The sequence below is a fragment of the Candidatus Viridilinea mediisalina genome (assembly GCF_002532535.1).
Lineage (GTDB): Bacteria > Chloroflexota > Chloroflexia > Chloroflexales > Chloroflexaceae > Viridilinea > Viridilinea mediisalina.
The window spans coordinates 1-10,571 of record NZ_NQWI01000036.1 but is presented as its reverse complement, the minus strand read 5'-3'; the positions used below and the strand labels follow the sequence as shown (position 1 = coordinate 10,571).

10 protein-coding genes are annotated in these 10,571 nt (G+C 58.6%); 4 read left to right on the top strand and 6 right to left on the bottom strand.

Features of this window, described 5'->3' with window-relative positions:
- Nucleotides 1–93 precede the first annotated feature (93 nt).
- Both CJ255_RS09865 and CJ255_RS09860 read right to left on the bottom strand, forming a co-directional pair.
- Complete coding sequence (locus CJ255_RS09865) at nucleotides 94–849, bottom strand: esterase/lipase family protein (protein WP_097643938.1); 756 nt, start codon at nucleotides 847–849, stop codon at nucleotides 94–96.
- A gap of 12 nt (nucleotides 850–861) precedes the next feature.
- Nucleotides 862–1,953, bottom strand: coding sequence for a HEAT repeat domain-containing protein (locus tag CJ255_RS09860; protein ID WP_097643937.1), 1,092 nt, complete (start codon nucleotides 1,951–1,953; stop codon nucleotides 862–864).
- Nucleotides 1,954–2,352: 399 nt separating this feature from the next.
- On the opposite strand from CJ255_RS09860, the gene CJ255_RS09855 reads away from it, so the two are divergent.
- From CJ255_RS09855 to CJ255_RS09850, 3 genes are all read left to right on the top strand, one after another.
- Nucleotides 2,353–2,544, top strand: a complete 192-nt coding sequence (locus tag CJ255_RS09855) for a hypothetical protein (protein ID WP_097643936.1) — start codon at nucleotides 2,353–2,355, stop codon at nucleotides 2,542–2,544.
- A gap of 14 nt (nucleotides 2,545–2,558) precedes the next feature.
- Complete coding sequence (locus CJ255_RS23505; protein WP_165774651.1) at nucleotides 2,559–2,717, top strand: hypothetical protein; 159 nt, start codon at nucleotides 2,559–2,561, stop codon at nucleotides 2,715–2,717.
- A gap of 174 nt (nucleotides 2,718–2,891) precedes the next feature.
- A complete protein-coding gene (locus tag CJ255_RS09850; RefSeq protein ID WP_097643935.1) occupies nucleotides 2,892–4,313 on the top strand; it encodes a BCD family MFS transporter in 1,422 nt (473 codons plus the stop codon).
- A 70-nt stretch (nucleotides 4,314–4,383) separates the two neighbouring features.
- Here CJ255_RS09850 and CJ255_RS09845 read toward each other — a convergent pair whose 3' ends face one another.
- From CJ255_RS09845 to CJ255_RS09830, 4 genes are all read right to left on the bottom strand, one after another.
- On the bottom strand, nucleotides 4,384–5,421 hold the full coding sequence (locus tag CJ255_RS09845) for a DNA-directed RNA polymerase subunit alpha (protein ID WP_097643934.1): 1,038 nt from the start codon (nucleotides 5,419–5,421) through the stop codon (nucleotides 4,384–4,386).
- A 153-nt stretch (nucleotides 5,422–5,574) separates the two neighbouring features.
- Entirely contained in the window at nucleotides 5,575–6,969 is a 1,395-nt protein-coding gene (purB, locus tag CJ255_RS09840) for an adenylosuccinate lyase (protein ID WP_097643933.1), read from the bottom strand.
- A 432-nt stretch (nucleotides 6,970–7,401) separates the two neighbouring features.
- On the bottom strand, nucleotides 7,402–8,352 hold the full coding sequence (locus tag CJ255_RS09835; RefSeq protein ID WP_097643932.1) for a metallophosphoesterase: 951 nt from the start codon (nucleotides 8,350–8,352) through the stop codon (nucleotides 7,402–7,404).
- 213 nt (nucleotides 8,353–8,565) lie between these two features.
- A complete protein-coding gene (locus CJ255_RS09830) occupies nucleotides 8,566–9,216 on the bottom strand; it encodes a uracil-DNA glycosylase (protein WP_097643931.1) in 651 nt (216 codons plus the stop codon).
- A gap of 143 nt (nucleotides 9,217–9,359) precedes the next feature.
- Between CJ255_RS09830 and CJ255_RS09825 the strand changes: the two genes are divergently transcribed.
- The gene (locus CJ255_RS09825) at nucleotides 9,360–10,319 is read left to right on the top strand and encodes a carbohydrate kinase family protein (RefSeq protein WP_165774650.1); all 960 of its coding nucleotides are present in this window, start codon (nucleotides 9,360–9,362) and stop codon (nucleotides 10,317–10,319) included.
- Nucleotides 10,320–10,571: the final 252 nt, after the last annotated feature.

Below are 10,571 nucleotides of genomic sequence, written 5' to 3'. Positions count from 1 at the left end.
TGGGCCCTCTGTGCCTCTGTGGTTCAAATTCTCTGGGCCCTCTGTGCCTCTGTGGTTCAAATTCTCTGGGCCCTCTGAAATTCTCTATCTCCCTCACTCACCTCGCCACGAGCCAGGTGTCTCGTCTTGCAGCGCCAGTTCCACCTGTTCCCACCAGAGTTTCACCACCGGCACACTGGTGCCGTACCAGGGCCGATCGGGGCGGGGGTCGTGGCGCAGGCCGGGAATAATGACCCGGCGCGAACCAGCGAGCAGCCCGACCTCCAGGGGGACAATCCCGTCGCCCCATTGTTCGCCGACGCCTGTAAGCATGCGGTAGCTACTCCACGCACTCCGTTCCGACCCGTCGCCGTTGGCATTGCCATAGACGCCCCGCCCCATCACGCTGATGTAGTGGACAAAGCGCCAGTAGGCTCCGGGATAGTGGGCCTGCACAAAGGAGATCTGGTTGAGACCGCCTTGGCGTCCTAGTTGGTTGGTGACATGGGGCGTCCCAAGGCTCACTAAGGCAGCAACGTGCTGGAAGCCATTGTAGCGTTGCCGCTCTGAACCATAGGGTTGGTCGCCCATATAGATGCGCGACAGCACCCCACCGGCGCTATGGGCTACCAAGATAACTTGGCGCACGCGCTGTGTACTCAGGGTCGTTTGTACGGCCTGGTGGAGGATGTGCAACAGCTTGCTATAGCTATCGGTAGCAACCACACCAGCCCACTCAAGCAGGGTAATTGGCACAATCGCCACATGGCGTCCGCTGATCTGGGCGAGATGCTCACGCATGGCCGCATAGAGCGGATAGTTGCTGCCGAAGCCGCCAACAATGAGGATCGGCTCGCTGCCGATGATCATACACGCACACTTCTAGACACTTAACGGTTCCGAGGGGGTTGGTGGCTGAGAGAGCGGGGTGGTGAGGCGGGCTTTACGCAGACGGGTAATCGCATCAATGGCCGCCTCGTGCACATTAGCATCAGCGTCCTCCATAGCCTTGGTCAGCGCCTCGATCACCATAGCGGTAGCCGCAGCCCCACCGATGCGCCCCAGGGCACGGGCCGCCGCCTCGCGGGCATAGGGATCATGGTCGGCCACGAGGGCGGTGAGGCGCTTGATCAGCGCGGGGGTACCCGCCAATTCACCGAGTTGCCCCAGGGCTAGGGCCGCCGCCGAACGCACAAAGCTATCCTCATCGCTCAGACAGAGTGACAGATGGTCGAGCAACTGCGGCGAAGCGATGCGGTCGCGCAGCGCACCAAGGGTACGTGCGGCGGCAAAGCGGGTCTCAAGGTCACAGTCGTAGAGTGCGACGCGGGTAAGAGCTTTGACCAGCGGCGGCGGCGGAGTCCCGGCAAACTGACCGAGCATGCGGGCGGCGGCGGCACGGACATGGGAGGCGCTATCGCTCAGGCCATCGTGGAGCAGCACCAGATCGCCGGCACTATAGCTGCCATTACGAATCCGCAGGCTGCGGATCGTCTCGTAGCGCGATTGCCAGCCTGGATCATGCAGGACGCGGCGCAACTGGGCAAACTCATTGGGATCGTAGCTATCGAGTTCGCTGAGCAGCGTAAGGCGCAGCCACTCATCGCGGGTACTATTGAGGCGCTGACGGGCCAGATGGACAACATTGAGGGTAACAAAAATCTGCTCAATGGCCGCCCGCAACTCAGCGCGGGTACGCATCTCGCGTTCAATCAGCACCGAGACCTGGTAGCGCATCTGGCTAGCCCGGCGCACAATCAGGTCAGCCCCGGGGCCACGGGTAATCTCGGCAAGAGCCAAGACCGCCGCGACCGGCTCTTGTTGAAATGCTGCCAGGAAGGGTTCAAGGGCGCGCACGGCCAAATAGCCCATGACCGTCGTTGTGCCGGTAAGTTGTATATCTTGACGCGGGTTGCGTGTAAAGCCACTGAGTTGGTCGGCGATGCGCGCCCGCCATTCATCCTGGTCAAACATAACGTTGCCCGTCTGGTATTAGGGTGACCTGTGAGTGGCATCCCACAGAACTGACGGAGCGACAATTGCTACGCTGCGTGAACAATTATAACATGCTCTCCATGCTTTTGGGGGTGACCACATGGTTACGTTGGGGCTACGCCCATAGGCATTACGTTTAGGGCTACCGCCCTAAAACCCGCTCTTGGGGCTACGCCCCAAACCCCCACCGGGAAGCTTAACGTAATGCGTATGGGGCGGCGCCCCAAACCCCGTCGGAGGGAGGATGCGCGGGAACCAGGTTCCCGCGCATCCTCCCTCTTGGCGGCGAAACCGCCCCAGCACCCCAACCGGAGGTTCAAGGGATTGTGGTACCATAACAGGGCCGGAGGCTTGATAGAAAAGGAAAGAGCAAACGCCATGAGTTTTGATGAACCCCACGACCCAGATGTTGAAGCAAGTGTGCGCCGCATTCGGCGTGGTTGTGCTTTTGTTGCGCTCATTTTTGTTTCGCTGTCGGTACTCTTTGTGAGTGCAACGGGCAATCTCTTTTTTCTCTTTTTCTTGATTTTTGCTGCGATTGCGTTGGCTTTTTCACGCTTTACGCGCTAGGGTAAGGAAGTTCTATGCCCCCTTCCCCACAACGGGTTACCCTCTCACTGGTTGGCTTGGCTGCCGTTGGTGCTTCGCTCTGGGTGGCCTTTGAACAGCCCTATACCATTTGGCCATGGCTGTTGCTCTTGGTTGGGTTGGGTTGTGCGATCCTAGCCCAACGTATGGCTTAGGAAAGGATACAGAAAACAGGAAATAGGAAATAGGAAATAGGGCTGAGGCTTCAGCACACCTTGGATGCTCAAGACTGTTCTTAGTTGGTAACGCACCATGGTATACTACAAAGCGTTTGCGGCTCTATTGGAGAGTCGCCTCCTTGGCTACTGCGCCCGTGAAGGGAGACAGCAATGGCGGCAGGCAAGCGGCTGCTCGCCCCTCTGCTCATTCTGAGTCGTAAGCTCGAGAACTATCCTAGATTGCGACGCTGGCTCGGGGTGTTGCGCCTTGGTCTCTTCCAGTTTGGCATGGGCGTTTCGTTGGCCCCACTGACTGGCACACTGAATCGGGTGCTGATCAACGAGTTGGCCGTTCCTGCAGTAGCGGTTGGCTTCCTCATTGCGATCCACTACTTTGTTTCGCCAACGCGCGCCCTGATTGGCTTTGAGTCGGATAAGGCGCGGGCCGCAGGCCATTGGCGCACGCCCTTTTTGGTCTTGGGGGCGATGCTAACCTATGGTGGTTTGGCGACAGCACCATTTTCGCTGATTCTCCTCAGTGGTGAAGGTTCGATCTCTTTTCCTGTAGCGATGTTCATTTGCACCCTGATTTTTCTTGCCTATGGCATCGGGGTTAATATTGTTGAGACCATTTACCTCGCTACGGTCAGCGATCTGACGCCAGCCCATGAGCGTGGCCGCGTGCTTGGTGTCCTCTGGATTATGCTGGTCTTGGGCACGATTGTCAGTTCGATCATTATGGGTCAGTTGCTGATCAACTATAGCCACAAGCTGCTCATCCAGGTGATGCAGGGCTCGGCAGTCATCTTTATTGCGCTCGCGTTTGTGGCGATGTATGGTCAAGAACGGCTCAAGCCCAATGGCGAATTGGAAGATGTGAGCGAGCCGATCCGCGTGCGCGAGACGCTTGGTCAGTCGTTGCGCCTCTTGGCCGCGCAGGCTCCGCTACGCAACCTCTTCTTGGTACTCTTCATCGCTACGCTCGGTTTTGCCACCCACGATGTGCTGCTTGAACCCTATGGGGGGCAAGTTCTCGGCATGACGGTTACTGAGACAACCCGCTTGACCGCCCTTTGGGGTTCAGGGATGCTTGCGGGAATCTTTGTGGCCGCACTGCTGCTCTGGCGCGGACGTTCGCCCGTCATGATGATTAGCGCCGGTTGTATCTTGGGTGTAGCCGGTTTCCTTGCCGTAACCCTGGCGGGCAACAGCCTTAGTACAACCGTCTTCCACAGCGGGGTGGGGCTGATTGGGGCGGGACGCGGAGCCTTCATCGTGGGCGCCTTGGCCCTGGTGATGGGCCTTGTGGATCGTAACCACGCCGGGCTCTTCATCGCCCTCTGGGGCATCACCCAAGCCCTTGCACAAGGCATCAGTACCATTGGTGGCGGGCTTGGCCGCGACATCGTGCAGTACCTGTCGGGCAATGTGACCCTAGGCTACACCGCAGTCTATAGTACCTCGCTCACCCTATTGACCGTCACCATCTTGATGCTGATCGTGCTGCACTTCTGGCGCGGCCTGAGCATCAGCGAAGCGCGGAGCCCTTGGTCGAATCTGGATCGGGCGAATGTGGATCAGATTATGTTTTAGAGTATTTGGGTGCGCGGGCCTCCGGCCCGCGCACCCAAATACGCATTACGTTTGAGGTTTAGCGTACAAGCTACAACACACCTGGTTGACTGCTATCGGGCAATAGGTCGCCCTCATCATCATCGCCCAGATCATCAACTAGCTCGGCCACAGCCTCCAGCAGCGCGAGTTCACTGCCGTCGAGGTAGCCTACTGCCGCCAACCGTTGACGAATCTCATCCACTCCTTTGGGGCCAAGGTTGCGAATGCCCTGGAGCGAACGATCGTCTAGTTCGAGCAGACGACCAATGGTAGTAATGTCGGCGCGGCGCAGGCTGTTGTAGGTGCGCGTACTCAGGCCCAACTCATCAATGGTGCGATGGTAGATGTCGGCAGGAATAGTACGGCCCGGCGGCGGCGCAATCTCTACAACAGGTTCGGGCTGATCAAAGACTGCAATGCGCCCAAAGTGTTGGGTCAACACCTGAGCGGCATGACCAAGTGCATCACCAGGCTTAATTGTTCCGTCGGTCCAAATCTCAAGGATCAGCCGCTCATAGAGCGTATCGAGGCCAACTCGCGTCTTCTCGATCACAAAATTGACTTGCGGCACAGGACTGAAGAGCGCATCAATGGCAATCTCGCCAATACTGAGACCGCTATTGTTATCGGCAAGGCTCGTGCCCCGTCCACGCTCCGCAGTCAACTGCATCTCAAAAACCGAATCATTATCAATGCTACACACATAGTGTTGCGGATTGACAATTTCAACAGTACTCGGTGTATCAATATCGCTGGCAAAGACGGGGCCAGGGCCCTGCTTGATCAGTTGCATCGACACGGCACGCTCAGAGTAGGAGCGCAGCCGGATGCCTTTCACATTTAACACCAATTGGGTTCCATCCTCAAGCACACCGGGGATGACCGAGAATTCGTGGATGACCCCCCCCAACTTAATGCGCGTTATCGCTGCACCGGGGATTGAAGAGAGCAGCACACGTCGTAGGGCGTTACCCAAAGGACTCCCATGGCCCTGGGCCAAAGGTGCCACCGCGAAGCGTCCGTAGTTCTTACCCGCCGCTTCCAGACTCACTCGCGGCTGAATCTTCAAAGGCTCAGTTTTTTGCATGCTCATTTTACTCACTGGAGATGCTCTTAGGATGAGTATGAGTGACTCACCCCTAACCGTGACATTGTAGCTTAGGATGAACGCTTTGGCAAAAGGTGTATGTGTTGCGTTCCTTTGCGCTCTTTTGCGGCAATGAACCCGTTTTCTGTCAACTCACCACGCTTCAAGGCGGCGATCATCGCGCAAGCGCGCAAGACGTGCTGCGAGGCCACTGTAGGCGGTTGGACTCAGGGCGCGTAGTTCGGCTTTAACCTCTGTAGCAATGTCTAGCGCTTCGATGAATTGGTGCAAAAGCTCAAGGCTCAACTCGCGCCCACGGGTCAACGTCTTGAGCAACTCGTAGGGTTCGGCAACTCCCTCACGCCGTAGGATGGTCTGCACCGCCTCGGCCAAGACCTCTGGGTGGGCCACGAGCTCGGCGTATAGCCGTTCGCTGCGTACCGCAATCTTGCCCAAGCCGCGCAGGGTGCGCTGGTAGCCCAAGAGTGTGTAGCCAAAGGCGACCCCCAGGTTGCGTAGCACCGTGCTATCCGAGAGATCACGTTGCAGCCGCGAGATGGGCAACTTGCGGCTAAAATGCTCAAGCAGGGCCACCGCAAGGCCCAAGTTGCCTTCGGCATTCTCAAAGTCAATCGGATTAACCTTGTGGGGCATGGTTGACGAACCAACTTCGCCGGGGCGTGGCGCTTGGCTGAGGTAGCCATCACTGATGTAACGCCACAGATCCTGACAGAGATCAAGCAGAATGCTGTTGGCGCGTTTCAGCGCATCACAGAGCGTGGCAAGGCTGTCGTGCGGTTCAATCTGGGTTGTGAGCAGCACCGGATCGAGATCGAGCGAACGCACAAAAGCCCGCGAGAAGGTAATCCAATCCACTTCAGGTAGCGCGGCCACCTGCGCCGCAAAGGTGCCAGTAGCTCCATTGAGCTTGCCGGTCAGACGCACCTCCAAGATAGCCTCGTTAGCCCGGCGTAGGCGCATGAAGAAGACATTTAGCTCCTTACCAAAGGTAGTGGGAGTCGCTGCTTGGCCATGGGTACGGGCCAGCATGGCGCTCTCTGCCTCAGCATCGGCCAGTTCGCGCAATCGTTCGAGGATGTGCGCCAAAGCGGGCAGCAGCACCTGATCACGGGCCTCACGCACCAACAGCCCATAGGCCAGATTGTTCACATCCTCCGAGGTAAGCGCAAAATGAACCGCCTCTTTCCACGCCCCCATCCCAAGGCGATCAAGTTGCTCACGCAGCCAATATTCAACCGCCTTCACGTCATGGTTGACCTTACGATCCCATGCGGCAATCGCCAGCGCATCGTCATCGCTAAACTGGCGATAGAGCGCCCGCAGAGCCGCCTGCTGGTTGGGATCAAACGCAGGCACAAACTCTACTTTTTGAGCACGCGACAAAAAAATGAGATATTCGATCTCAACCTGCACCCGATAGCGAAAGAGGGCCGCCTCACTAAAATAACTGGCTAACGGGGCCAGATCGGCGCGATAGCGCCCGTCCAAAGGCGCAATTGCGCCAAGTCTCTGCATTGTGTCGGACATTAGGTTTCCATATATCTTTTGGGTGTGATCAACATGTGCCGGGTCGGGAGCGCGAGGGAACTAGGTTCCCTCGGCCCCTCGGGGCGGGAGCGCGAGGGAACCTAGTTCCCTCGGCCCCTCAGGGCGGGTGCCCGAGGGAACCTAGTTCCCTCGGCCCCTCAGGGCGGGTGCCCCAGGAAACCCGGTTCCCTCGAACCCTCAGGGCGGGTGCCCGAGGGAACCCGGTTCCCTCGAACCCTCAGGGCGGGTGCCCCAGGAAACCCGGTTCCCTCAGGGCGGGCGCCCCAGGAAACTCGGTTCCCTCAGGGCGGGTGCCCGAGGGAACCCGGTTCCCTCGAACCCTCAGGGCGAGAGCGCGAGGGAACCCGGTTCCCTCAGGGCGAGAGCGCGAGGGAACCCGGTTCCCTCGCATCCTCCCGCCGTTAGGCGTAGTTATGAACAGGAGCGAAGCGTAAAAATCGTCGCTTCGGGCGGACAGCCAAAGCGCAGCGGCATCCCACCAATCCCACGGCTGACATAGAGTTGCATCGGGCCAACCTGGAAGTGGCCAAGCGCATAGCGCCAGCCGTGGCGCGGCAGACAAAAGGCCCCAAGGCCGGGTAGGTGTAGGTGCCCACCATGGGTGTGCCCGGAAAATTGTAACTGGATGCCATGACGGCTCGCCTCATCGGCATAATCGGGGCAGTGGGCCAACAGCAGGCGGAATGGGTCGCGTGGCGCACCAGCCAAGGCGGCATGCAGATCAGGCGTTCCGTCCCAGAGGTCGTCTAAACCGACCACAAGTAACTCTGCATCATCTACCTTGAGTAGCTGATACTCGTTGATCAAAAGACGAATCCCCGCTGCCCCCAACGTCTGCTGGATGGTCTCAATGCCCTCCCAGTAGTCGTGATTGCCGGGAACCGCAAAGCAGCCGAGTGGTGCAGTGGGTAGTTCGCGGAGTACCACAGGCAATTGGGGGATGGCGTGTTCATAGCTCACAAAATCGCCGGTGAGAACCAGCAGATCGGGGCGCTGTAATGCCATCTGGCGAGCGGCCCAGAGGCTATTCTCTAGGGTATAGCGCATGCCCAGATGCATATCGCTGATCTGGCCGATCCGTAGCCCTTCAAGGGCTGGTGGGAGATCGGGGATGTGGAGCGTGAGTTCTACAAAACGCGGTTGGCGCGGCTCGTGGAAGAAGGCATAGGCTAAACCAATGCCACACGCTGCGCCAAAGGCAGCAGCGGCGGGCATGCCCCCCTTGGCAACTCCCACACTTGCGAGCAGCCCGCCGACAGCAGCAGCGAGCAGCCAGCGCTGCGAATAGCGTACTTTCCCAGGGGTCGGGTCGAGCCGGAAGCCTTTCCGGCGACGTTTGAGCTTACGCTCGGTGGTGGTCATTGTAATGGAGTACTTCCTTATTCCTTTGTGGATGTGACTGGCATCAGGGCGAAGGCCCGTTCGCATGACGTTTAGGGCTGTCGCCCTGAAACCCGCTTTGGGACTACACCCCAAACCCTGTTTTTTGTTGCGTGTTGGCGGCGAAGCCGCCAACACGCAACAAAAAGAGTTTTTTTGGGGGAGACTTCGCCGCCCCACTCTTACTAGGGCTACCTATGATTGTACCATGTGAACGAGTGCCCGTAGCTCTGCCGCAAACTGGCGTGCGCCACCCTGCGCCGGGTGGCGTACCTTCACATGGGCAATTGCCAGACGACTCAGGGATTGCGCGGCGACATTGCCCATGGCTGCGACTGGCACTGCGGGGAAGAGCGCCAAAAATTGTTGCAGTAGGGGCAAGCCTTGCGCCAACTCAGCGGCACGCGGGGGCCGATTGCTCTGCGGCTTGTCGGGGCGATGAGGGTGCAACGGGTAGGCATTCCAACCCGCCACAAAGCAGTTGAGCGCCACCAGTTCACGGTAGACCAGGGTGGCGGTCTGTTCGGCGCTGATCCGTCCATCGTCGGTGGCCAGCGCAAAGCCCCGTTCGCGCCCAAACTGGCCCAAGCTGGGCAAGCCAGCCAAGAGCAGGCGTTCACTTGTAAAGGGCACTCCTGTACGTAGCGCCCCATTGTAGCCCGGCGCTTCACCAATCAGCAACAGGTTCGGCCCGCGTTCTCGTGCCAGCGCCAGGGCCAAACGTAGATTGGCGCGCCGCACCACATTACCTGACGGCCCCTCAAGGGCATACATATTGACCGTAGCGGGTGGAGCGGGCAACTCCGCCACGCTTGCAACGAGGGTTTCGGGGTTGGGTTGTGGCATTGGATTTGGTATACTACAGTAATTCATGTTTTTAGGGGTGGTTTCCGGGTACTTTACCGTTTGGCGGCATGCAGCGCATCCTGATGCCGCAAACCTATTTTCTATCTTCTCGTTGCTGTCTCCTACCCTTACGAGGTGCCCCAATGGAGCGTCTACTCGTTTGTCTTGGCGAAATTCTCTTCGATTTCTTGCCCATTGAGCGCGATCAGGAACCGAATAGTTTTCGTTTGCAGCCTGGTGGTGGGCCATTCAACGTCGCGGTTGGGTTAGCGCGTCTGGGCCAACCCACGGCTTTTGTGGGCAAAGTTGGGGCCGACTACTTTGGGCGTCGTTTGCGCCGCAGTGTGCGTGCCGAGGGCATTGATGATCGCTGGCTGCGTAGTGCGGCTGCCCCTACCACACTGGCCTTTGTTGCTATTGAAGATGGCGAGCCGGTCTTTAGTTTCTATGGGGCCGGTGCTGCCGACACGTTACTCGAAGCGGATGAACTACCGGCTGAATTCTTTGAACGCACGGGATTATTTCACTTTGGCGGCATCAGCCTCTTGCACGGCACGACGCCTGCGGCGGCCCTGGCTGCTGCCGAAGGGTTACGCGGACGCGCCTTGGTTTCACTCGATATCAACGTGCGCCCGCTGCTGATCAGCGATGAGGCGGCCTACCGGGCCACCGTGCAGCGTGCGATTGCCGCGTGCGACCTACTGAAGCTCAGTGTGGCTGATGTGGCATGGTTGGCGCCAGGTGTGAACCCGAACGACTACGCGCTGGCCCAACTTGCCCAGGGTCCCACGCTGATCGCGTTGACGCAGGGTGATGCGGGGGTGAGCAGTTTGCGCTACCTCAATGGGCAGCTTGAGCGCCTTGAGCAGCCAAGCTTCAAGGTGGAAGTTGCCGATACCGTTGGTGCAGGCGACGCCTTCACCGCTGGGCTCCTGGATGCCCTCGCCAACCACGCTATCTTTGAGCGGACTGCCTTAGCAACCATGCCCACTGCCGACCTACGTGCGGCCCTGCGCCAAGGGGCTGCTACGGCTGCCCTCACCTGCACCCGCCCAGGGGCCGATCCGCCCAAGCGCGCTGAGTTATACCATTTACGATTGTAGATTGCAGATTGCAGATTGCAGATTGCCGAACATGGCGTCCCAATGGGTGTTAGCGTTCTTGATAATGTGGCATGTTCAAGGGTAATTGGTATTAGTCCGTTATCTCACGTAAGGGAAGGTTTCAGAAACACGCTTTCAGCGTTACCATCGTAGTGCCGACGTTAGAGGCTGTCTGAAAAGTCTATGAACTGGCGTTGGAGTGCCGGCTTTAGCCGGCTAAAGCCGGCACTCCAACGTATGCCACGTAGCATG

What these genes read in the sequence shown, in the direction of transcription:
- CJ255_RS09865 (WP_097643938.1), bottom strand. Translation starts at nt 849, where the DNA reads ATGATCATCGGCAGCGAGCCGATCCTCATTGTTGGCGGCTTCGGCAGC.
- CJ255_RS09860 (WP_097643937.1), bottom strand. Translation starts at nt 1,953, where the DNA reads ATGTTTGACCAGGATGAATGGCGGGCGCGCATCGCCGACCAACTCAGT.
- CJ255_RS09855 (WP_097643936.1), top strand. Translation starts at nt 2,353, where the DNA reads ATGAGTTTTGATGAACCCCACGACCCAGATGTTGAAGCAAGTGTGCGC.
- CJ255_RS23505 (WP_165774651.1), top strand. Translation starts at nt 2,559, where the DNA reads ATGCCCCCTTCCCCACAACGGGTTACCCTCTCACTGGTTGGCTTGGCT.
- CJ255_RS09850 (WP_097643935.1), top strand. Translation starts at nt 2,892, where the DNA reads ATGGCGGCAGGCAAGCGGCTGCTCGCCCCTCTGCTCATTCTGAGTCGT.
- CJ255_RS09845 (WP_097643934.1), bottom strand. Translation starts at nt 5,421, where the DNA reads ATGCAAAAAACTGAGCCTTTGAAGATTCAGCCGCGAGTGAGTCTGGAA.
- purB (WP_097643933.1), bottom strand. Translation starts at nt 6,969, where the DNA reads ATGTCCGACACAATGCAGAGACTTGGCGCAATTGCGCCTTTGGACGGG.
- CJ255_RS09835 (WP_097643932.1), bottom strand. Translation starts at nt 8,352, where the DNA reads ATGACCACCACCGAGCGTAAGCTCAAACGTCGCCGGAAAGGCTTCCGG.
- CJ255_RS09830 (WP_097643931.1), bottom strand. Translation starts at nt 9,216, where the DNA reads ATGCCACAACCCAACCCCGAAACCCTCGTTGCAAGCGTGGCGGAGTTG.
- CJ255_RS09825 (WP_165774650.1), top strand. Translation starts at nt 9,360, where the DNA reads ATGGAGCGTCTACTCGTTTGTCTTGGCGAAATTCTCTTCGATTTCTTG.